The following is a 21621-nucleotide window of genomic DNA, read 5'->3' as shown; positions in this document are numbered from 1 at the left end:
CTCACCGATTCAGCGCCTTGCGGCCTGCCCCCAGCCGGGCGGGGCCGCAGGGCGCTTTTCACAAGCCTCCTCACCCAACAGGCCGCCACGTGACCTTGCATCTGACACAGTTCGAGGGTGGAAACGCTCTCAGCTCGTTCCGCGCCCAGCAGCTTCTGACCGACCTGGTCGCCATCCATCCCAAAATCACCGGCATTGCCGCGCGCTTCGTGCACCTGGTGGCCACGGACGCCGCACCCACGCCCGCATTGCAAGAGCGCCTCCAGGCGCTCTTGACCTATGGAGATCCCTACGAAGGCCCGCAAGGCCCGGCCGATGGCACCGCCCTGGTGGTCACCCCGCGCCTGGGCACGATCTCGCCCTGGGCCTCCAAGGCCACCGATATCGCGCGCAACTGCGGCCTTGAAGTCTTCCGCGTCGAGCGCATCACCGAGTACCGCGTGGTCCTCAAGAGCGGCCTGCTCGGTGGCAAGCCCGAGCTGTCGGCCGAGCAGACCGCGCAGATCGCGGCCCTGCTGCACGACCGCATGACCGAATCGGTCTTCGCCACGCGCGCCGAGGCCGAGCAGCTGTTCTCCGCCCTGGAAGCCGCTCCCATGGAGTTCGTCGATGTGCTGGGCGGCGGCCGCGCGGCGCTGGAGACTGCCAACCGCCAATGGGGCCTGGCCCTGGCCGACGACGAGATCGACTACCTGGTCGACGCGTTCAAGGGCCTGCAGCGCAATCCCACGGACGTGGAGCTGATGATGTTCGCGCAGGCCAACAGCGAGCACTGCCGCCACAAGATCTTCAACGCCCAGTTCACCATTGACGGCGTGGCCCAGGACAAGAGCCTGTTCGGCATGATCCGCCACACGCACCAGGTCTCGCCCCAGCACACGGTGGTCGCGTACTCGGACAACGCCTCCATCATGGAAGGCCATGAGGTCGAGCGCTTCGTCGCCACCTTCGAGGCGGCCCTGGACAAGATCAAGGCGCCCAGCTACCAGAAGAAGCAGGCCGTCAACCATGTGCTGATGAAGGTGGAGACGCACAACCACCCCACGGCCATCTCTCCCTTCCCCGGTGCATCGACCGGCGCGGGCGGCGAGATCCGCGACGAGGGCGCCACGGGCCGCGGCTCCAAGCCCAAGGCCGGCCTGTCGGGCTTCACGGTCTCCAAGCTGTGGGGCAGCGAAGTGGGCAAGCCCGAGCACATCGCCAGCCCGCTGCAGATCATGATCGAGGGCCCGCTCGGTGGCGCGGCCTTCAACAACGAGTTCGGCCGTCCCAACCTGACCGGCTATTTCCGCGAGTACGAGCAGCAGGTCGGCGTGGGTGCCGATGCCGTGATGCGCGGCTACCACAAGCCCATCATGATCGCGGGCGGCCTGGGCGTGATCGACTCCGAGCTGACGCGCAAGATCGAATTCCCCGCCGGCACCCTGCTGATCCAGCTGGGCGGCCCCGGCATGCGCATCGGCATGGGCGGCGGCGCTGCCAGCTCCATGGCCAGCGGCACGAACGCGGCCGAGCTGGACTTCGACTCCGTGCAGCGCGGCAACCCCGAGATCGAGCGCCGCGCCCAGGAAGTCATCAACCACTGCTGGGCCCAGGGTGACAAGAACCCCATCCTGGCCATCCACGACGTGGGTGCCGGCGGCCTGTCCAATGCCTTCCCCGAGCTGACCAACGATGCGGGCCGTGGCGCGCGCTTCGATCTGCGCGCCGTCAACCTGGAGGAATCCGGCCTGGCGCCCAAGGAAATCTGGTCCAACGAAAGCCAGGAGCGCTATGTACTGGCCATCGCGCCCGAATCGCTGGCCGAATTCACGGCCTTCTGCGAGCGCGAGCGCTGCCCGTTTGCCGTGATCGGCACGGCCACCGAGGAGCGCCAGCTGGTGCTGGAGGACACGGCCGTGGCCTCGGGCGACCAGAAGTTCCCCGTGGACATGCCCATGAACGTGCTGCTGGGCAAGCCGCCCAAGATGCACCGCGACGTGGCCACCGTGCAGCGCGAGCTGCCCCCCATGGACCTGACCGGCGTGCCCCTGGAAAAGGCCGTGATCGACGTGCTGGCCCACCCCACCGTGGCCTCCAAGCGCTTCCTGATCACCATCGGCGACCGCGCCGTGGGCGGCCTGACCCACCGCGACCAGATGGTCGGCCCCTGGCAGGTGCCCGTGGCCGACGTGGCCGTCACGCTGGCCGATTTCCAGGGCTTCAAGGGCGAGGCCATGGCCATGGGCGAGCGCACGCCGTTGGCGGCCATCAACGCGCCGGCGTCGGGCCGCATGGCCGTGGCCGAGGCCATCACTAACATGCTGGCCGCGCCCATCGAACTGTCCAGGGTCAAGATGTCGGCCAACTGGATGGCGGCCTGCGGGGAGCCCGGCGAAGACGCGGCGCTCTACGCCACCGTCAAGGCCGTGGGCATGGAGCTGTGCCCGCAGCTGGACATCTCGATCCCCGTGGGCAAGGACAGCCTGTCCATGCGCACCCAGTGGAACGAGGGCGGCCAGGTCAAGAAGGTGACCTCGCCGGTCAGCCTGATCATCACGGGCTTTGCCTCCATCGACGATGTGCGCGGCACGCTCACGCCCCAGCTGGACGCCTCGGAAGACGACAGCACCCTGGTGCTGGTGGACCTGGGCCGCGGCAAGATGCGCATGGGCGGCTCCATCCTGGGTCAGGTGCTGGGCCAGACCGGCAACGAGACGCCCGACCTCGATGACGCCAAGGACCTGATTGCCCTGGTCGATGCCGTCAACGACCTGCGCGCCAAGGGCCAGATCCTGGCCTACCACGACAAGGGCGACGGAGGCCTGCTGGCCACCGTGGCCGAGATGGCCTTTGCCGGCCATGTGGGCGTAGCCATCAACGTGGACATGCTGGTCACCGAAGGCGACGGCATCAGCGACAGCCGCATGGACTCGGGCGAAGGCAAGAACTGGGCTTCCCAGATCAGCGGCCGCCGCGACGACATGACGCTGCGCGCGCTGTTCAACGAAGAACTGGGCGCCGTGCTGCAGATCCGCACGGCCGACCGCGCCGCCGTGCTGCAGACCCTGCGCGAGCATGGCCTGTCCACCTGCAGCCACATCATCGGCAAGACGCGTCCTGCCTCCTCCAAGGTCGATGCGGGCAAGGGCGAGCTGCAGGTCTGGCGCGATGCCAAGTCCGTCTTCGGCGCCTCGCTCAGCGACCTGCACCAGGTCTGGGATGCCGTCAGCTGGAAGATTGCCCAGCAGCGCGACAACCCGGCCTGCGCCGACAGCGAGCATGCCGCAGCCGGCGAGCCTGCCGACCCGGGCATGCACCTGCACCTGACGTTCGACCCGGCCGAGAACCCGGCCGCACCCTTCCTGAACCTGGGCGCGCGGCCCCGCGTGGCTGTGCTGCGCGAGCAGGGCGTGAACTCCCATGTGGAAATGGCCTACGCCTTCACTGAGGCCGGCTTCGACGCCGTGGACGTGCACATGACCGACCTGCAAAGCGGCCGCGCGCAGCTGCAGGACTTCGCCGGCGTGGTGGCCTGCGGCGGCTTCAGCTACGGCGACACGCTGGGCGCCGGCATCGGCTGGGCGCGCTCCATCACCTTCAACGACAGCCTGTCCGCGCAGTTCCAGCAGTTCTTCGGCCGCAGCGACACCTTCGGCCTGGGCGTGTGCAACGGCTGCCAGATGTTTGCCGAGCTGGCCGACATCATTCCCGGTGCCCAGGACTGGCCGCGTTTCACGCAGAACCAGAGCAACCGCTTCGAGGCGCGCCTGTCCATGGTGGAAGTGCTGGAGTCGCCCAGCCTGTTCCTGCAGGGCATGGCCGGCAGCCGCCTGCCCATCGCCGTGGCCCACGGCGAAGGCTTTGCCAACTTCCGCTTCCGCGGCAATGCGGACAAGGCCATCGCCTCCATGCGCTATGTGGACAACCACGGCAAGGCCACCGAGCAGTACCCGTTCAATCCCAACGGATCGGCCGGCGGCCTGACGGCAGTGACCACGGCCGACGGCCGCTTCACGGCCATGATGCCCCACCCCGAGCGCGTGTTCCGCAACGTGCAGATGAGCTGGACCAACGGCGACAAGTCGGAATTCAGCCCCTGGATGCGCGTGTGGCGCAACGCCCGCAAGTGGCTGGGCTGATGCACTGAGCGACGCTGCAAAGCAGACAAAGGCCCTTCGGGGCCTTTGTCTTTTGCGTCTGTCCTTACTGCTCCAGCATCTGCCCTGTGCGCGCGCGGGCCTGCTGGACCAGGGTGGAGATCAGCACCGTCTCGGGCAGGTTGTGCCAGTAGCGGCGCGGCATCTCGCGCAGCATGGCCTGCTCCTTCAGGCGTGCCGGATTGAAGGTGCTGGCGTAGTAGGTCAGCCACAGGGCCTCGCCCGCGTCGGCTGGCGGGGCATCGCTGCGGCGCGCGCCGGGCGCCAGGCGCAGCGCATGGCCGTCCCAGTGCGCGCTGCATTGCGGCGTGAGGATGGCCCAGTGCATGTTGGCAAAGCGCTTGCAGAAGAAGGGCGCCGCCGCGCGCACGATGTGGTGCTCGGGCTCGAACCAGGCAATGTGCAGATCGGGCTGGTCCGGTCGCTGCGTCGTCCGAAAGCGCACAAAGGCGTGCATCTTGTGGATCTCGCGCGAGACGGGGCGGGCCAGGGCCTCGATGGCGCGCCAGTCCGCATCCAGCGCATCCAGCCGCAGTTCGGGCCGGGCCTGCATGCGCGCCAGCCAGCGGTGGCATAGCTCGAAGCGGCCCGCCGCGCGGTGCATGCAGGCATGGCGCAGGGCGGACATCTGGGTGTCAGACAGGGACAGCCCTGCCTCGCCGGGGCCGGCCAGCCCGGCAAGCGCCGAGGCGGGCATGGCCTGCTGCGGCGCGCTGGAAAACAGATCCACCCCCGCGCCAAGTTGCTGCGCACCCCGCGTGTCGGGCCACCGCCAGCGCACCAGGGCGGGGTCGGCGCCATGGGCCAGCAGCGCCCGGCAGGCTGCGCGAAAGCCGGGCCAGTCGTCGGGGCTGTCGAGTTCGATGGTGAGAGCCTGTGCTTGCATGGCGTGCTCCAGGCGCTAGAACAGGCAGGCCTGCAGCGCGCTTTGCACGCGCATGCCGCTGTGCCGTGCCTGGGCCTGGCTGGCCTGCGACTGAGCGATCAGCCGGGTGCGCAGCGCGGCCGAGTCGGTCTCGCCCAGCAGGGGCCGGTGGCCGTCGATCAGCACGAAGGGCAGGGCCTTTTGCACGGGGGCGCGCAGCCGCAGCAGATCGTCCAGCCGCAGCCTGCGCACGCGGCGCGCCGCCAGCAGGCGGTCCACCGTCTGCGTGCCCAGGCCCGGCACGCGCAGCAGCAGGCTGCGCGGCGCACGGTTGAGGTCCACGGGGAACTGCTGTCGGTTGGCCAGCGCCCAGGCCAGCTTGGGATCGATCTCCAGGTCCAGCATGCCGTGGCGGCTGGCCGCCGCGATCTCGCCCGCCCCGTAGCCGTAAAAGCGCATCAGCCAGTCGGCCTGGTAGAGCCGGTGCTCGCGCATGAGGGGCGGCGCCTGCGGCGGCAGATCGCGCGAGGCATCGGGAATGGGGCTGAAGGCCGAGTAGTACACGCGGCGCAGGCCGTAGCCCGCATACAGCGTGTGGCTGGATTCGAGGATGTCGGCATCGGTTGCGCGGTCGGCGCCCACGATCATCTGCGTGCTCTGCCCGCCCGGCGCAAAGCGCGGCACGGCGGCGCGCTGCGCGGGCGCGCCGGGCAGGGACTGTGCCTGGCGCTGCTCGCGCGTGGCCGCGCGCCAGGCCTGCACATGCCGGTCCACGCCCTGCATGGCCTGGCGTATGCGCCGGCCGTCCTTTTCGGGCGCGAACTGCGCCAGGCCGCTGGCCGTGGGCAGTTCCACATTGATGCTCAGGCGGTCGGCATGGCGGCCTGCCTGGGCCAGCAATTCGGGGGCGGCATCCGGGATGGTCTTGAGGTGGATGTAGCCGCGAAAGTCATGCTCCTCGCGCAGGCGGCGGGCCACTTCCACCAGCTGCTCCATGGTGTAGTCGCTGGAGCGGATGATGCCGCTGGACAGGAACAGCCCCTCGATGCAGTTGCGCCGGTAGAAGTCCAGCGTCAGCTGCACCACCTCGGCCACCGTGAAGCGGGCGCGCTGCACGTTGGAGCTCTTGCGGTTGATGCAGTAGCGGCAGTCGAAGATGCAGACATTGGTCAGCAGGATCTTGAGCAGCGAGATGCAGCGCCCGTCGGGCGCATAGCTGTGGCAGATGCCCATGCCGGTGACCGAGCCCATGCCCTTGCCGTCCAGCGAGTCGCGCCCCTGCGATCCGCTGGAGGCGCAGCTGGCGTCGTACTTGGCGGCGTCGGCGAGGATGAAAAGTTTGCGTTGCAGCTCCATGGCTGTATGAATATACAGTATATTTGCCTGGCACATCCGGTTTTTCGAGAGCCCATCCCCCAGCCAGGGTCTGGTCCGGCCTTGCCTGGCTCCGGTTTGAACGCACTGTCGGGCTATCGCAATGGCCAGCGGATTGCAATGGTTGCCAGTGCAATGGAATGAAACCGTTTTCAGTGCGGAATGAGTGCTTGCTTTCAATGGGTGGCGATGTGCATCGCAGGAAATGGTGAATGCGTGTTTCCTGCGTCTTTTTGCAATGCCTGAAGGCTGGTACGGCTTGGTGCCATCAATGCATGCGCTGATATAGCGCAGCTGGCTGCGCGCCATGGGGTTCCCGGTTCATGGGAGAGAGGTTTGACGTTGTTGTGATTTGTTTCAAATTGCCGATAACTATTGCTGATAGGCTTTCGGGCTTGCCGGGCGCGGTCGTTTCTTCATTCAATGCGCCTGGCGATGACAAACACTTGGAGAGGGAGCTTCGGTGTCGCGTGTATTAGGAACAGAGAGCGAAGTGCTGGCGCTATCGCCGGACGCTTCCTCCAGCAAGGCCGCCAAGGGGCTGCAATCGCCCGCCAAATGGCCCACCATGGGTGCCAACGATGTGGCGGTGTGGGGCGAGTGCCAGGGCAGCGGCAGCAAGCCCTACCAGACCCAGGTGGACCTGTCGGGCCCCTCCTTCAAATGCTCTTGCCCCAGCCGCAAGTTCCCCTGCAAGCATGGGCTGGCGCTGATGCTGATGCGTGCGGGCGGCCAGGTCACCGAGGGCGGCGATCCACCGGCCTGGGTGCAGACCTGGCTGGACAGCCGCCAGGAAAAGGCCGAGAAGAAGGAGGCCAAGGCAGCCGCCGCGGCGGCCGAGCCGCCACCCGATCCCGAGGTTGCGGCCAGGCAGCAGGCCAGGCGCGAAGACAAGCGCTGGGACAAGGTCGAGGCGGGCCTGCAGGAACTGTCGCTGTGGATGCAGGACATGGTGCGCGCGGGCCTGGCCAACCAGGCCGGCGACTCCCAGATGCGCCAGCGCTGGAACACCATGGCCGCGCGCATGGTCGATGCGCAGGCCACGGGCATGGCGGCACGCATCAAGGACTGCCGGGATCTGGTGGACAGCCACCGCGACTGGCCGCGCGACATGCTGGTGCAGCTGGGCCACTGGCAGCTGATCATCGACGCCGTGCGCCGCCGCGAATCGCTGAGCCCCGAGGTCAAGGCCGACGTGATGGCCGCGCTGGGCTGGCCCATGGACAAGGCCGAAGTGCAGGCCCGCGGCCAACTGGTCGAGGACGAATGGCTGGTGGCCGGCCTGCGCATGATCGAGCGCGAAGGCCGGCTCATGGAGCGCCGCGTCTGGCTGCACGGGCAGCGCACGGGCCGCATGGCCCTGGTGCTGGACTATGCGCAGGGCGGGCGCGGCTTCGAATCGGCCTGGGTGCCTGGCCATCGCTACGGATGCGCGCTGAATTTCTACCCGGGCCATGCGCCGCTGCGCGCCATTGCCGCCAACGGCAACGGGCCTGCGCTGCCTGCCGAGGGCGCCAGCCCGCTGGACACCTCGGCCGTGGGCGACGTCCTGCAGCAGATGGGCCGGCGCATTGCCGCCAACCCGCTGCAGGCCACGCAGCCGCTGTGCCAGGACGGGTTGCGCCTGGTGCCTGCCCAGGGCCAATGGTTTGCGGCCTGGCCCGATGCGCCGGGCGCATCGGCGGCTGCGCCCGGCGTGTCTGCTGACGGCACTGCCGCGCCTGTGCAACCCGTTCCCGTGGCCATTGACGATGCCGAAGCCTGGCGCCTGCTGGCGCTCAGCGGCGGCGCGCCCATGCAGCTGTTTGGCGAATGGGAGCCCGGCCCGGCCGTGGGCCGCTGGCGCCTGCTGAGCGCCTGGCAGGCCCGCGAGGGCGAAAGCGCCCGGCAATGTATCTGGCAGAACCAGGGTGAACCGGTATGAGCAACACACAACTTTGGACTGCGCTGCAGCAATCGGCCATGGTCGGCTCGGACCGGCTGGCCGTGCCGCCTGCGCTGGCTTCGGGCGTTGATCCGTCTGCCCCGTGGTCGCACCAGGCCGTGCAGGCCGCGCTGCTGCCCCGGGCGGACCTGCCCGGCGACTCGCCCGCCCAGCAACTGCTGCGCGCCAGCGCCGTGGCGGCCGTGTTCGAGCGCGCAGGCTGGCAGCCCGGCGCGCAGGTGCGCCTGCCGGCACCGCTGGCCGTGCCGGCCGCGGCACCTGCAGAATCGCGCCCCGCGCCTGCCGATGCTCGCCTGCAGACCCTGATGGGCGACGTGCTCAAGGACGGGCCGTTCGAGCTGCAGGCCTCCATGCTGCGCACCCTGGACCAGGCGGGCCAGCGCCTGCCCCATGACCTGCTGGTGCCTGCGCTGGAGCAGGGCCGCCAGTCCGTGGAGCTGCGCCAGTGGCTGGCCCCGGTGCTGGGCGAGCGCGGGCGCTGGCTGGGCGCGCTCAATCCGCAATGGAGCTATGCCAGCGGCGTGGAGGAAACCGCCGACCCCGAACTGGTCTGGCAGGAGGGCTCGGTCGAGCAGCGCGTGGCCCTGCTGCGCAGCGAGCGCGCGGCCGATGCCGCCCAGGCCCGTGCGCGGCTGGAAGGCAGCCTGAAGGAACTGGGCGCCAAGGAGCGCCTGCCCATGGTCCAGGCACTGACCGTGGGGCTGGGCATGGACGACGAGCCGCTGCTCGAAAAACTGCTGTCCGACCGCAGCAAGGAAATCCGCGAGAACGCCGCACAAATGCTCTCGTGCCTGCCGGACAGCGCGCACAGCCAGCGCGTCATGGGCTGGATGCAGTCCATGCTTCAGCAGGACGACAAGGGCCAGTGGATCGTGGAGCCTCCCGAGGAAGGCCTCAAGGAATGGGAGCGCGACGGCATCACGCTCAAGCCCGATGCCTACTTCCGTGGCGGCAAGAAGGCCTGGCTGCTGGAGCAGATGGTGCAGCTCACCCCGGTGTCCTTCTGGACCCGGGCCCTGGGCCTGACGCCCCTGGAAGTGATGGAGTGGAGCCGGCGCAGCGACTGGAAATCCTCGTTGCGCCAGGGCTGGGTGCGGGCCCTGCAGTACCAGCTGGACGTGGAATGGATCGATGCCGCCCAGGCCCTGGGCCGCGACATGCGCCACGATGCGCTGCTGCCCGCCCTCATGGCCCGGCTGTCCCCCGAAGAACGCGAGTCCCGCTGGATTGCACAGTTCGAGCGCGACAGGCACAAGCTCATCGACGCCATCGAGGGCATGTCCCAGTCGCTGGGCGGTGCCGAACTGCTCTCGCCCGCGCTGTCGGCGCGGCTGACCGAGGCACTGCATGTGGCCGTGGGCGGCAAGCAGATCACGGGCAACTGGCACAGCTACCGCGCCGACCAGGCCCTGCTGTCCTGCGCGCGCATGCTGGACGTGACTGCGCTGGAGCGCTTTGCCGAGCTGTGGCGCAAGCCCTCGGTGCTGGATGCACAGGTCGAGCCCGCGCCGGAGCCCCCGGCCGAGCCTGTTGCAGAGACCGCAGCCGCTTCGGCATCTGCAGCAACAGCCGCCCCGGCCATTGCCCTCACGCCCCAGCAGCAGGCGCGCCTCGAACGCAGCCGCGCGCGGCCCTGGGACGAGGAGCGCATGCGCGGCCACCTGGAGCGCATCGTCGAGCTGCGCCTGGGCCTGCACCAGGCCTTCATCGCACTGCGCGGCCAGGCCTGAGGCCGGGCCCGCTTTGCCACCCACCCCCTACCGAATCCCATTCCCATCCCTTTCCGGAAGCACACCATGAGCCAAGTCCTGCGCCAGCATGCCGAACAGCAATTCGCCGAAGAACTCGAAGCCCTGCGCAAGGTGGACGACCGTCCGCGTCCGCCCAACTGGAAGCTGTCGCCCTGGGCCGTGCTCCAGTACCTGATGGGCGGCAAGCTCGGCAACGGCTTCGAGGTCAGCCCCAAGTACATCGGCAATCCGCGCCTGATGGAAATCGCCGTCTCCACCCTGGCCACCGACCGCGCCCTGCTGCTGTACGGCGTGCCCGGCACGGCCAAGTCCTGGGTGTCCGAGCACCTGTCGGCCGCCGTCAGCGGCGACTCCACCATGCTGGTGCAGGGCACGGCCGGCACCAGCGAGGAGCAGCTGCGCTACGGCTGGAACTACGCGCAGCTGCTGGCCCATGGCCCGTCCGAGAAGGCGCTGATTCCCAGCCCCCTGGTCAACGCCATGAAGCTGGGCAAGATCGCCCGCATCGAAGAGCTGACCCGCATCCCGGCCGACGTGCAGGACACGCTGATCACCGTGCTGTCCGAAAAGACACTGCCCGTGCCCGAGCTGGGCACCGAGGTGCAGGCCGTGCAGGGCTTCTCGGTCATCGCCACGGCCAACAACCGCGACAAGGGCGTGAACGAGCTGTCCAGCGCGCTCAAGCGCCGCTTCAACACCGTGGTCCTGCCCGTGCCGGCATCGCAGGACGAGGAAGTGCAGATCGTCACCAAGCGCGTGGCCGAGCAGGGCCGCGCCCTGGCCCTGCCCGCCGAGCCGCCGGCCCTGCAGGAAGTGCGCCGGGTGGTGCAGATCTTCCGCGAGCTGCGCAACGGCCAGACCGAGGACGGCAAGACCGTGCGCGTGAAGTCGCCCAGCAGCACGCTGTCCACGGCCGAGGCCATCTCGGTCATCAACAGCGGCATGGCGCTGGCCGGGCATTTCGGCGACGGCGTGCTGCGCGCGGGCGATGTGGCCTCGGGCCTGCTGGGCGCCGTGATCAAGGACCCGGTGCAGGACAGCGTGGTCTGGAAGGAATACCTGGAGACCGTGGTCAAGGAGCGCAGCGACTGGAAGGACCTGTACCGCGCCTGCCGCGAGCAGCTCTGAAGCCCGCACTCCCGCTCCGCTGACCGACCGCATCTTCTGCGCATCTCCTGCGCACTTCCCGTATGGCCACCTCTGCCAATCCGCTTCATTTCTTCGGCATCCGCCACCATGGCCCGGGCTGCGCGCGCAGCCTGCTGCAGGCCCTGGAGCAGCTGCAGCCCGACTGCCTGCTGGTCGAAGGCCCGCCCGAGGGCGAGTCCCTGCTGCCCATGCTGCAGCATGCCGACCTGCAGCCGCCCGTGGCCATGCTGGTCTATGTGCAGGACAGCCCGGCCCATGCCGCCTTCTATCCCTACGCCGAGTTCTCGCCCGAATGGCAGGCCCTGCAATGGGCGGCGCGCCAGGGCGTGGCCACGCGCTTCATCGACCTGCCCCAGACCCACCGCATGGCGCTGGACATGGCCGAGCAGGAGCGGCGCCGGGCCGAGGCGGCGGCAGCAGATGCAGGTGATGCGGGCGAGGATGCGGGCGATGAAGGCCAGGATGCCGACACCGGCTCCGATTCCGGCGTCGCTGCGGCAGACGGCGGCCAGCTCCAGAGCAATGCCGCCGAGGCCCTGGACCGCGACGACACCACGCAGTCCGTGCCGGCTGCCGACCTCGCCGTCGATCCCTCGGACCCCGGCAGGCGGGACTGGCGCGATCCGCTGGACCTGCTGGCCGAGGCCGCAGGCTACCCGGACGGCGAAAGCTGGTGGAACCGCATGGTCGAGGAGCGCGGCGACGGCGCCACCCTGTTCGAGGGCATTGCCGAAGCCATGGCCGTGGTGCGCGCCGAGCTGCCCAACGAAGTGCGCGGAGAACGCCACGCCCGGCGCGAGGCGCTGCGCGAAGCCTGGATGCGCCAATGCATGCGCGAGGCCGTCAAGGCCGGCCACCAGCGCATTGCCGTGGTCTGCGGCGCATGGCATGTGCCGGCCCTGCAGGCCCAGGTTACCGCCAAGGCCGATGCCGCCACGCTCAAGGGCCTGCCCAAGGCCAAGGTCCAGGCCACCTGGGCGCCCTGGACCTACCGCAACCTGTGCTCGTCCAGCGGCTATGGCGCGGGCGTGGATTCGCCGGGCTGGTATGAACACCTGTGGCGCTGCTCCGAGCCTGCGCCCGAGTCCTTGCTCCAGTCCGCACCTGCTGCCGACCCGGCACGCGCCAGCACCCGGCGCACCGTCGGCTGGCTGGCGCGCGTGGCCCATCTGCTGCGTTCCAAGGACCTGGACTGCTCCAGCGCCCACATCATCGAGGCCACGCGCCTGGCCGAAAGCCTGGCCGCCCTGCGCGGCCACGCCAGCCCGGGCCTGCCCGAGCTGGACGAGGCCATCGTCACCGTCATCAGCATGGGCGAGCGCGCTCCGCTGCGCCTGATCGAGCGCGAACTCAGCGTGGGCGACCGCATCGGCGGCGTGCCCGCCGACGTGCCCCAGGTGCCGCTGCAGCGCGACATCGAGCAGCAGCAAAAAAGCCTGCGCCTCAAGCCCGAGGCGGCCGCCAAGGTCCTGGCCCTGGACCTGCGCAAGGACACGGACCGCGACCGCAGCCACTTCCTGCACCGGCTGCGCCTGCTGGGCATAGAGTGGGGCAGCGTCACCACCGACCAGCAGCGCAACCGGGGCACCTTCCGCGAAAGCTGGCAGCTGCAGTGGGAGCCCGAGCTGGCCGTGCGCGTCATCGAGGCCAGCCGCTACGGCGGCACCCTGGTGCAGGCTGCAGCCGCCAAGGTGCGCCAGGCGCTGACGCCCGAGACACCGCTGCCCGAGCTGGCCAGGACCATCGACGACGCCCTGCTGGCCGACCTGCCGCACCTGGTCGATGCCCTCATGCACGACCTGGCCAACCGCTCTGCCAGCACCGGCGACGTTTCCCAGCTCATGCAGGCGCTGCCGCCGCTGGCCAATGTGCTGCGCTACGGCAGCGTGCGCCAGACCGACACCCAGGCGCTGGCCACGGTGATCGACAGCATGGCGCTGCGTGCCGCCATCGGCCTGCCCCTGGCCTGCATGGCGCTGGATGAAGACGCCGCAAGGCACATGCAGGCCACGGTGCTGCAGGCCCATGAAGCCCTGCGCCTGCGCGATGCCGAGGAGCCGCGCGAGGTCTGGTTCGGCGCCCTGCGCAGCATTGCCCTGGGCGACGCCGGCGCGGCCCTGCTGCGCGGCACGTCCTGCCGCCTGCTGCTGGATGCCCACCGCCTGGACAGCGAGGCCGTGGCCACGCAACTGGGCCGCAATCTCTCGCTGGGCGTGCCGCCGCTGGACGCTGCCGCCTGGCTGGACGGCTTTCTCAACCGCCAGGCCCTGGTGCTGCTGCACGACGACGCCATCTGGGGCGCCGTCGATGCCTGGCTGGCCCAGCTGGGCGAGACCCAGTTCACCCAGATCCTGCCCCTGGTGCGCCGCAGCTTCTCGGCCTTCTCCAACCATGACCGCCAGAGCCTGGGCGAAAAGGCCCGGCGAGGGCAGGGCAGTGCGGCCGTCGTGGCGGCTGCATCCGCAGGTGCCGCAGGCGCGGCAGGCGGCGGTGACGACGGCGCCTGGAACGAGGCGCGCGCCGTGCTTGCCCTTCCCGTACTCGATCAACTGCTGGGCCTGAACCTGCCCGCGCAACTGCTGTCCAGCCCGCAGGAGGCCCAGCCATGAACACCGCTGCCACCGTGAACGATGCATCCCTTGCCGACGCCGATCCGCAGGACCCCGCTGTCCAGCCCACCAACCGGCTGCAGCGCTGGCGCCTGGTGCTGGGCCAGCCGGCCGAGGGCAGCTGCGGCGGGCTGGGCGCCAAGGGCGGCTCCCTCGAAGAGATGGACAAGGCCCTGGCCGCGCTCTACGAAGAAGACAACAAGGACGGCAGCCTCTCGCGCCGGGGCGGCCGGGGCAATTCCTCGCCCAGCGTGGCCCGCTGGCTGGGCGACATCCGCAAGTACTTTCCCAGCCAGGTCGTGCAGGTCATGCAGCGCGACGCCATGGAGCGCCTGAACCTGCGCGAACTCATGCTCCAGCCCGAAATGCTGGAGCATGTGCAGCCCGACGTGCACATGGTGGCCGACCTCATCTCCCTGGGCTCCGTCATCCCGCAGAACACCAAGGAGACCGCGCGCATCGTCGTGCGCAAGGTGGTGGACGACCTCATGCGCCGCCTGGAAGAGCCCATGCGCAGCGCCGTCTCGGGCGCGCTGGACCGCAGCCAGCGCAACCGCCGCCCGCGCCATTCCGAGATCGACTGGAACCGCACCATCCGCGCCAACCTGCGCCACTGGCAGCCCGACTACCGCACCATCGTGCCCGAGACCCTGGTCGGCTACGGCCGCAAGGTCCGCCGCCCGCAGCGCGAAGTCATCCTGTGCATAGACCAGAGCGGCTCCATGGCCAACTCCGTCGTCTACTCCAGCATCTTCGGTGCCGTCATGGCCAGCCTGCCGGCCGTCGCTACCCGTCTGGTGGTCTTCGACACGGCGGTGGTGGACCTGACCGACAAGCTCTCCGACCCCGTGGACGTGCTGTTCGGCGTGCAACTGGGCGGCGGCACCGACATCAACCGCGCCGTGGGCTACTGCCAGGGCCTGATCAGCGAGCCGCGCAACGCCATCGTCGTGCTCATCTCCGACCTCTACGAAGGCGGCGTGGAAAGCGGCCTGCTGCGACGTGCCTCCGAGCTGGTGGAGTCGGGCGTGCAGTTCATCACGCTGCTGGCGCTCAGCGACGAAGGCGCGCCTGCCTACGATGCACAATTGGCCGCCAAGCTGGCCGCGCTGGGCGTGCCCTCGTTTGCCTGCACGCCGGATGCCTTCCCGCAGCTCATGGCCGCCGCCATCCGCCGCGACGACGTGGCGGCCTGGGCGGCAGGGCAGGGCTTCAAGACCAGCAAGTGACGCACGGCCGGTCGGCCCCGTGACCGGGCTGGCCGCCGGGCATCTCCTACATGGGCAGGACATGCCCAGGCCCCATGATGGCGCCCAGGCAAAAAGAAGTTCCCCGAACAATTCACTGGAGTAATGCGATGGCTGGTGCTGGTTTGCTGATGCTGCTGGACGATATTGCAGCGATCCTTGACGACGTGGCCCTCATGACCAAGGTCGCGGCCCGCAAGAGCGTGGCCATGGCCGACGATGTGTCCGTCATGACCAAGGTGGCTGCGCAGAAGACGGCCGGCGTGCTGGGCGATGACCTGGCCCTCAACGCCCAGCAGGTCACGGGCGTGCGCGCCGAGCGCGAGATTCCCGTGGTCTGGGCCGTGGCCAAGGGCTCGCTGGTCAACAAGGTCATCCTCGTGCCGACGGCGCTGCTCATCAGCGCCTTCATTCCCTGGGCTGTCACGCCGCTGCTCATGGTCGGCGGCGCCTTTCTTTGCTTTGAGGGTTGCGAGAAGCTGGCCCACAAATTCCTGCATTCGCCCGAGGAAGATGCCGTGGAGCGCGAGCGCCTCACCCAGGCCAATGCCGATGCGGGCGTCGATCTCGTCGCCATGGAAAAGGACAAGATCAAGGGCGCCGTGCGCACCGACTTCATCCTCTCGGCCGAGATCATCGCCATTACCCTGGGCACCGTGGCCTCGGCGCCGTTCGGGCAGCAGGTGGCCGTGCTGGCGGGCATTGCCCTCATCATGACCGTGGGCGTCTATGGCCTGGTGGCCGGCATCGTCAAGCTCGATGACCTGGGACTGTGGCTGGGCCAGCGTGCCAGCGCCGCGGCCCGCGCGCTGGGCCGGGGCATCGTCGCCGCCGCGCCCTGGCTGATGAAGGGGCTGTCCGTTGCGGGCACGGCCGCCATGTTCCTGGTGGGTGGCGGCATCCTCGTACACGGCGTGCCTGCGCTGCACCACGCCGTGGAGGGCCTGGGCGATGCCGTGGCCCAGGGCGCGCTGGGCGGCCTGTGGCGCGTGCTGGCGGTGAATGTGCTCAACGCGGTGGCCGGCATCGTGGCCGGCGCCATCGTGCTGGCGGCTGTCGAAGGCATCAAGCGCCTGCGCCGCCGCTGAGTCGCCGCAAGCAAGGCCTGCCGGGGCTGCAGCCGGCAGAGCACACCAGGGGGGCCGTCAGGCCCCCTTTTCGATGGAATCTGCATGGAATTTGCACCTCAGCGCATCGCATTTGACTGTGGGCGCAAGCACGTGCATTTACCCTGGAACTCTGCAAGGCCTGGCGTCCTCCTGTCCCTTGGCGGCGGCGCAATGCACTTGCGCCTGCCGGCCTCCGAGGTTCCGTGAACGGCCCATCGCCGCGCCAGAGCCATTGTCGGGACCGGGCGGCTGAAGCTGATTCCGCGCGGGTCCCTGGATTTTCATCAGGGGGATTCCATGATTTCCAATCTCACCAAGGCCAATGTGCTGCGCTCCGTCATCGCCGGCTGCTCGGTCGCGCAAGCGGGCAAGGCCGAGAAACTCGGCACCGAACGCGCACGCACCGCCCTCAATCGCATCTGCGAACTGCTGAATCTGCCCAACGACCTGGACGCCATACATGCGGAGCCGGACCTGTACCTCGAATCCCTGGCCCATTTCGAGAGCCTGCCCCAGTTCGAGCTGCGCACTCCCCTGGTGGCCAAGCTCAGGCAGGTCCTGGGCCTGCGCTCCTGCAGGCAACTGACGCCGGCCATGCTGGCGCAAGTCACCGCGTCACAGCTCATCAACCAGGGCATCTCCATCGTCGCGCTGGCCGATCTGCAGCAATGGCTGCTCAAGCACGATCTGTCGCTGCGGCACAGTCCGCCCGTCACGGAAGTGGACTTCAGGGAGGCCAGGAAAGCCATTGCCCTGCTGGATGCCTTCGACTTCGATACCGAATCGCTGGAATGGCAAATGAATCACCTTGCCCGCCCGCGCGCCAGGGGCAGGGGAAGGCGTGCCGCCGCCACGGCCCCCTCAACTGGCAGGCCTGCAGGTGAATCCCCTTCTGCCGGCTCCGCTCCTGCGTCTGCGTCTGCGTCTGCTTCTGCGCCCTAATATCGGCTTTCCCGAACCAAGCTCAGCACACCATGAAGCTCCCCTTGCTTGCCGCCATGGCCCTGGCACTGCAGCTGCTGGCGCCAGCGCCCGCCATGGCAGCCGACGACATCGTCTTCAAGGACAGCGCCGGCCGCGTGCTCAAGCGCAGCGACCTGGACAAGGCCGATGGCCGTTTCAGCTGGGAACTGCCCCGCGCCACACCCGTCAGCCAGGCGGCGCGCGATGCCCATGCCCTGGGCCGCGCCGCAGGGCAGCGCGGTGACAACCGGGCTGCGCTGGCGCATTTCGAGACCGCCTCGAAGCTGGCGCCGGACTGGCCTTATCCCGTCTACGACGCCGCATTCACCTACCTGCTGCAAAAGGACTTCGATGCGGCCTATCGCCACTACCGGCGCGTGGATGCAATGGCTCCCAGGGGTTTCTTCATGGCCAAGACGGCCGTGCACAGCCTGCGCATGGAGCGCGATGGCAAGCTCCCGCAAGGCACCTATCTGCGCTACCTCGCCCTGGAGTGGGAGACCGACAGGAGCAAGGTGCGCCAGGCCGCCCTGGCCATGACCCGCGAAACCCCTGGCTTCGCCCCCGCCTGGAAGACAGCCGCCCTGATGGAGGACGACCCCGACCAATGCCTTGCCCTGCTGGACAGCGGCCTGAAGGCCGGCCCCGATGCCCAGACCCGCGGCTTTCTGCTGCTGAACAAGGCCCTGCTGCTGCGCGAGCGCAACCAGATTCCCGAGGCCATGGTGATGCTGGGAGAGCTGGCGGTGGACCCCCGGTCTCCGCTGGATGTCGAGGCGCTGGCGCGGCACACGCTGGCGCAGTGGGCGCGGCCTTGAGACCGGCACCCGCACCTTCGCTGGCCGGCCCACTCAGCGCATCGCCAGCTCCACGGCCTCCGCAGACAGCCCGTAGGCCTCGACAAAGACCTCGATGCGGTCCTGCGTCTGCGCGTTCACAAACGTCTCCATGCCCACGCTGTCCATCTCCCCTGACAGCATCTGGCCCGTATTCACGGGGCGGGTATCGAGCTGCTGCACCAGCACACATCTGTCCTCTCCCTCCGGCTGCAGGCCGATGAGCCCCGTCTGGTTGTTGATGGCAATCACCCTGGCTTGTCTTTGCATGCTCCACCTTGTCGTCTGAATCCGTCGTTTCTGGAATGGCGAAAAGGCGCCGCCTTGTGCAACGCCCCTGCCTGTCCTGGCGACTGTAGGCAAGGCTTGGGGGCGGCGGTAGAGGCCCGGGGCTTGGTGGACTGCCAAGGGAAATTTATGAATAGCTGTCTGGTTTTTTGTTTTTGCTAGTGAATGTGTGTGGAAGATTGCAGCAACATTTGATTTGTGATTGCCTAGAATAGGTCGGCAAGTGACTTCAAAGGAGCAAAAGATGACCATCATCCGTACTACTGTGGATGACAAGATCTACGACAGCGCTGCCGACATACTTTCTACGCTGGGCATGGACGTGAACGCCGCCGTGCGCATGTTTCTGCAGGGCGTTGTGCTGCACAACGGCATTCCCTTTGACCTGCGGCTGACTGCGGAGCAGGTGCAGGCGATGCGGCTGCGTCGCGAGACAAACCGGCAGGCTACTTTGGAGGCGAGAGAAATCGCCAGAGGCGGTGAACCTGGACATGCCTCTGTTGAAGCCATGCTGCAGGCCATGGAAAGGGATGAAGCCTGATGGCCGGCAAGAAGGGCTACAGGCTGCGCACCATCGCGTACACCAACAAGACCTTCAAGAAGGACTACCAGCGCATGGCGGCATCAGGCCGCTACGACATGACACTGGTGAACCAGGTCGGCGGCCTGCTCATCGCCCACACGGCGCAGCAGGTGCTGTCGGCGCAGTGGAGCGATCACGCCTTGATCGCCGACGATGAATGGGACGCGGGCGATCGGGATATTCATCTGGGGGGCGACTTCCTGCTGATCTACCGCATTGATCCGCATCCCGAAGCCAAGGACATGGAGATCGTCATCTTCAAGCGCCTTGGAACCCACGGCGATCTGTTTGGCTGAGCGCGGCCATCGCAGGCCGCGGGCAGCCTCCCCACTCAGCTCCCCAGCGCCCCGCGCACGGCAGCGCGCTCGCCCATGCGCTTGAAGTGCGCCTGCACCTTGGGGAAGCCGGCGATGTCCACGCCGTCGCCCTCCAGCCAGCCGGCAATGGTGAACAGATAGGCGTCGGCCACGGAATAGTCGGAGCCCAGCACCCAGGGCGCGTCGCCCAGGTAATGGCGCTCTATCACGCCAAAGCATTCGGCCATGTTGGCTGCCACCTTGCGCTGCATGGAGGCAATGGCCGCCTCGTCATCGGCCCAGCGGCCTGCGCGCCGGCCGTGGGCGTGGGCCACGTGCACGGTGGAGGACAGGTAGCCGTGGAACTCCTGCATGTGGGCGAAGGCATAGGCATCGTCCAGCGGGGCAAGCCGGGCTTCGGGAAAGCGCCGGGCAATATAGGCGAGCAGGGCCGGCGTTTCGGTGAGCACGCCGCGCTCGGTCACCAGGGCGGGCACGCGGCCCTTGGGATTGATGGCCAGGTATTCGGGGCTGCGCTGCTCGCCCTTGGAGAAATCGAGCTTGACGACTTCATGGGGCGCATTGGCCTCGATCAGGGCGATGCGGGCGGCCAGGGCGCAGGTGCCGGGAGCGTAGTAGAGCTTGAGGGTGGTCATGAAAGAGACGGGTAGGGGTGGGATACGGGCAGATTCTGCCGTCGGCGCCGATGGCCGGACCGGCCCTCCAACTTAGTGCGGATTGCACGGTCGTGCAAGCGGCATCGTTGTCTTGTCCTATGCCTGCTCGGCATTCCAGCGCACGGTGCGTGCGGGCAGGTCAATGTGGATGGTGTGGCGGCCGCCGTCATGCAGTAGCAGGTCCAGCTTCCCGTCCTGGCCATCCACGAACGTGATGCCTTCAATCATGGGTGCGTCGATCAGGTCGTTGCAGTCGAGCGCGATCCAGGCATCGGTTTGCAGATCCAGCAGACGCAGATGGGGGAAGTCGGGGTCCTCGCCATATTCGATGCAGGCCACCATGGCCCAGGGCTTGGAGACGGCCACGGCCGTGAGGGTGCTATCTGGGCTCTGCGCGCAGGCGCGCGCCTGCAGGGCATCGAGCAGCGTGGGCATGTCGTCCAGCATGTGTGCATAGGGAGACTCGGGCGGCACGGTGCGTACCGGCCCGGTGGCGGCCTTGGCGCTTTTGGCGCTTTCGGCGCGTTTGGCAGGCTCTGCCGTTGGGGTGCTGCGCCTGTGGCCCGCTGGCGGAAGGTGCTGGATTTTGCCGCCCGCAATGCCCAGAAAGACACCGCATTCGCTCACGCTCAGATGCCTGTAGTTGCGGCTGCTGCACGGGGTTTCCCAAAGCGGGGCGCCGGTGTCCGGGTCCACGGCGACAAGATAGGCCCGCTCCATGCCGTCCTCGTGCCTGTCCTGTATTCCATAGAGGACGCCGGCATGGCATTGCGGCGCGCTGACATGGGTAGGCGACAGGCACGGTCCGAAACGGTTGCTGCGAATGTCATAGCCATACATTCCCTGGCGTGCAAAGCAGAAATAGACCACGCCGTCACGATGCGCTGCCCGCTGGGCATGCACATGCCGGCGCTCATCGTCAGGTTGAACGGGAGGTGTGATGGCCAGGACTTCGCCGCTGCAAGGATGGATGCGAAGCCAGGGTGCATCGATGTCCACGTGGTCTCTGCTGCCGGGGCCGAACACGGCCCACGCGCCTGCAATGGCGGGCGAGTACAGGTCGCGGGCACTGTCCACCCACAGCACATGCTCGGTGTGCCCGTCTGTTTCATGCCAGCGCCGCAGCTCCGAGCGCTCAGGGTGGACGATCCAGCCGTAGACCGCCCCCTCCAGCACAAACGCACCCTGCAGGCCCAGCGCCAGCGTGCTGCCCTGCCAGGTGCGACGGTCCAGCAGCAGATAGCGGCCCTCGGGACTGCTCTCCTCCATCGCGACGAGCCAGCGATGCGCGTCCAGCTCCACGGGAACGGGCCAATGCCTGGCCTGCATGCCCGGCACGGCATGGAAGTCGAACAGGCATTCGCCGGTGCGGGCATCAAGCACCTGGTCGCAGAGCATCAGATGCCGCTCGTCCACGAACCACGACATGCCCTCGCTCTCGCGCATGCGGTGGTCCCAGAGCACGTTGCCGGTGGCCACATCAACGGCGCGCAGAAAGGACGTTGTGCTGTCCCCCTTGTTGCAGTACTCGTAGTAGAGCCGGCCATCGACCACGCTCATGGCGGTGTCGATGATGAAGATGCTCTTGTCTCCAACGGCCTGGGATTTGCCGTAGTGCATGCGCGCCTTTCAAAGACCTGATTGTCGCCAGCAGAGCGCGGTGTGGACTGGGCGAAATGTCAAGTCGATGGCGTGGTGCGCGGCTGAACCAATGCAGCTGCGGCGGTGCAACGCCATCCGATCCAGGCGAGCAGGTCCGCGATGCGCTGTGCCGGATGGAAGCTGCACCG

Annotated in this window: 16 protein-coding genes; 11 read left to right on the top strand and 5 right to left on the bottom strand. The window is 68.2% G+C overall.

Annotation, left to right across the window (positions count from 1 at the left end; genetic code table 11):
* Positions 1 to 89 precede the first annotated feature (89 nt).
* A complete protein-coding gene (gene purL, locus GRX31_RS27025) occupies positions 90 to 4121 on the top strand; it encodes a phosphoribosylformylglycinamidine synthase (protein WP_046986778.1) in 4032 nt (1343 codons plus the stop codon).
* A gap of 64 nt (positions 4122 to 4185) precedes the next feature.
* On the opposite strand, the gene GRX31_RS27020 is transcribed toward purL, so the two are convergent.
* Both GRX31_RS27020 and GRX31_RS27015 read right to left on the bottom strand, forming a co-directional pair.
* Positions 4186 to 5025, bottom strand: a complete 840-nt coding sequence (locus GRX31_RS27020) for a TIGR03915 family putative DNA repair protein (protein WP_160855725.1) — start codon at positions 5023 to 5025, stop codon at positions 4186 to 4188.
* A 15-nt stretch (positions 5026 to 5040) separates the two neighbouring features.
* Complete coding sequence (locus tag GRX31_RS27015) at positions 5041 to 6360, bottom strand: putative DNA modification/repair radical SAM protein (protein WP_160855723.1); 1320 nt, start codon at positions 6358 to 6360, stop codon at positions 5041 to 5043.
* A gap of 481 nt (positions 6361 to 6841) precedes the next feature.
* On the opposite strand from GRX31_RS27015, the gene GRX31_RS27010 reads away from it, so the two are divergent.
* The 8 genes from GRX31_RS27010 to GRX31_RS26975 all read left to right on the top strand — a co-directional run bounded on the left by GRX31_RS27010 (position 6842) and on the right by GRX31_RS26975 (position 17969).
* A complete protein-coding gene (locus tag GRX31_RS27010; RefSeq protein WP_016450773.1) occupies positions 6842 to 8302 on the top strand; it encodes an SWIM zinc finger family protein in 1461 nt (486 codons plus the stop codon).
* Positions 8299 to 10053: a DUF5691 domain-containing protein gene (locus GRX31_RS27005; RefSeq protein ID WP_160855721.1), complete on the top strand. Its 1755-nt coding sequence runs from the start codon at positions 8299 to 8301 to the stop codon at positions 10051 to 10053. The genes GRX31_RS27010 and GRX31_RS27005 overlap by 4 nt, the downstream gene beginning before the upstream one ends.
* Before the next feature lie 66 nt (positions 10054 to 10119).
* On the top strand, positions 10120 to 11202 hold the full coding sequence (locus GRX31_RS27000; RefSeq protein WP_016449186.1) for an AAA family ATPase: 1083 nt from the start codon (positions 10120 to 10122) through the stop codon (positions 11200 to 11202).
* Positions 11203 to 11264: 62 nt separating this feature from the next.
* Entirely contained in the window at positions 11265 to 13832 is a 2568-nt protein-coding gene (locus GRX31_RS26995; protein ID WP_160855719.1) for a DUF5682 family protein, read from the top strand.
* Positions 13829 to 15061, top strand: a complete 1233-nt coding sequence (locus GRX31_RS26990) for a VWA domain-containing protein (RefSeq protein WP_016449188.1) — start codon at positions 13829 to 13831, stop codon at positions 15059 to 15061. The genes GRX31_RS26995 and GRX31_RS26990 overlap by 4 nt, the downstream gene beginning before the upstream one ends.
* Positions 15062 to 15189: 128 nt before the next feature.
* Positions 15190 to 16167 (top strand): DUF808 domain-containing protein, encoded by a 978-nt coding sequence (locus GRX31_RS26985; protein WP_141834639.1) that lies wholly within the window; start codon positions 15190 to 15192, stop codon positions 16165 to 16167.
* A 318-nt stretch (positions 16168 to 16485) separates the two neighbouring features.
* Complete coding sequence (locus GRX31_RS26980; protein ID WP_016451378.1) at positions 16486 to 17130, top strand: hypothetical protein; 645 nt, start codon at positions 16486 to 16488, stop codon at positions 17128 to 17130.
* 32 nt (positions 17131 to 17162) lie between these two features.
* Entirely contained in the window at positions 17163 to 17969 is an 807-nt protein-coding gene (locus tag GRX31_RS26975) for a hypothetical protein (RefSeq protein ID WP_016451379.1), read from the top strand.
* A gap of 33 nt (positions 17970 to 18002) precedes the next feature.
* Here the strand turns inward: GRX31_RS26975 and GRX31_RS26970 are convergent, their stop codons facing one another.
* The gene (locus GRX31_RS26970; protein WP_160855717.1) at positions 18003 to 18257 is read right to left on the bottom strand and encodes a hypothetical protein; all 255 of its coding nucleotides are present in this window, start codon (positions 18255 to 18257) and stop codon (positions 18003 to 18005) included.
* 262 nt (positions 18258 to 18519) lie between these two features.
* Here GRX31_RS26970 and GRX31_RS26965 point away from each other — a divergent pair, with 262 nt between their 5' ends.
* Positions 18520 to 18816 carry a type II toxin-antitoxin system RelB/DinJ family antitoxin gene (locus GRX31_RS26965; protein WP_043790100.1) on the top strand — a complete coding sequence of 99 codons (297 nt, stop codon included), beginning with the start codon at positions 18520 to 18522 and terminating at the stop codon, positions 18814 to 18816.
* Positions 18816 to 19154 (top strand): type II toxin-antitoxin system YafQ family toxin, encoded by a 339-nt coding sequence (locus tag GRX31_RS26960; RefSeq protein ID WP_160855715.1) that lies wholly within the window; start codon positions 18816 to 18818, stop codon positions 19152 to 19154. The genes GRX31_RS26965 and GRX31_RS26960 overlap by 1 nt, the downstream gene beginning before the upstream one ends.
* 35 nt (positions 19155 to 19189) lie before the next feature.
* On the opposite strand, the gene GRX31_RS26955 is transcribed toward GRX31_RS26960, so the two are convergent.
* Together GRX31_RS26955 and GRX31_RS26950 are read right to left on the bottom strand one after the other, a co-directional pair.
* Positions 19190 to 19810, bottom strand: a complete 621-nt coding sequence (locus tag GRX31_RS26955) for a glutathione S-transferase family protein (RefSeq protein WP_016449195.1) — start codon at positions 19808 to 19810, stop codon at positions 19190 to 19192.
* Between the two features lie 117 nt (positions 19811 to 19927).
* The gene (locus tag GRX31_RS26950; protein WP_160855713.1) at positions 19928 to 21451 is read right to left on the bottom strand and encodes a hypothetical protein; all 1524 of its coding nucleotides are present in this window, start codon (positions 21449 to 21451) and stop codon (positions 19928 to 19930) included.
* Positions 21452 to 21621 lie beyond the last annotated feature (170 nt).

Origin of the sequence: Delftia sp. CH05 (assembly GCF_009827015.1) — a bacterium.
Lineage (GTDB): Bacteria > Pseudomonadota > Gammaproteobacteria > Burkholderiales > Burkholderiaceae_C > Comamonas > Comamonas tsuruhatensis.
Note: the sequence above shows the minus strand (reverse complement) of the source record. Positions and strands in the feature narration are given on the sequence as shown.

Coding starts and splice junctions, on each gene's coding strand:
- GRX31_RS27020 (WP_160855725.1), bottom strand. CDS start 5,025: ATGCAAGCACAGGCTCTCACCATCGAACTCGACAGCCCCGACGACTGG.
- GRX31_RS27015 (WP_160855723.1), bottom strand. CDS start 6,360: ATGGAGCTGCAACGCAAACTTTTCATCCTCGCCGACGCCGCCAAGTAC.
- GRX31_RS27005 (WP_160855721.1), top strand. CDS start 8,299: ATGAGCAACACACAACTTTGGACTGCGCTGCAGCAATCGGCCATGGTC.
- GRX31_RS27000 (WP_016449186.1), top strand. CDS start 10,120: ATGAGCCAAGTCCTGCGCCAGCATGCCGAACAGCAATTCGCCGAAGAA.
- GRX31_RS26995 (WP_160855719.1), top strand. CDS start 11,265: ATGGCCACCTCTGCCAATCCGCTTCATTTCTTCGGCATCCGCCACCAT.
- GRX31_RS26990 (WP_016449188.1), top strand. CDS start 13,829: ATGAACACCGCTGCCACCGTGAACGATGCATCCCTTGCCGACGCCGAT.
- GRX31_RS26985 (WP_141834639.1), top strand. CDS start 15,190: ATGGCTGGTGCTGGTTTGCTGATGCTGCTGGACGATATTGCAGCGATC.
- GRX31_RS26980 (WP_016451378.1), top strand. CDS start 16,486: ATGATTTCCAATCTCACCAAGGCCAATGTGCTGCGCTCCGTCATCGCC.
- GRX31_RS26975 (WP_016451379.1), top strand. CDS start 17,163: ATGAAGCTCCCCTTGCTTGCCGCCATGGCCCTGGCACTGCAGCTGCTG.
- GRX31_RS26970 (WP_160855717.1), bottom strand. CDS start 18,257: ATGCAAAGACAAGCCAGGGTGATTGCCATCAACAACCAGACGGGGCTC.
- GRX31_RS26965 (WP_043790100.1), top strand. CDS start 18,520: ATGACCATCATCCGTACTACTGTGGATGACAAGATCTACGACAGCGCT.
- GRX31_RS26960 (WP_160855715.1), top strand. CDS start 18,816: ATGGCCGGCAAGAAGGGCTACAGGCTGCGCACCATCGCGTACACCAAC.
- GRX31_RS26955 (WP_016449195.1), bottom strand. CDS start 19,810: ATGACCACCCTCAAGCTCTACTACGCTCCCGGCACCTGCGCCCTGGCC.
- GRX31_RS26950 (WP_160855713.1), bottom strand. CDS start 21,451: ATGCACTACGGCAAATCCCAGGCCGTTGGAGACAAGAGCATCTTCATC.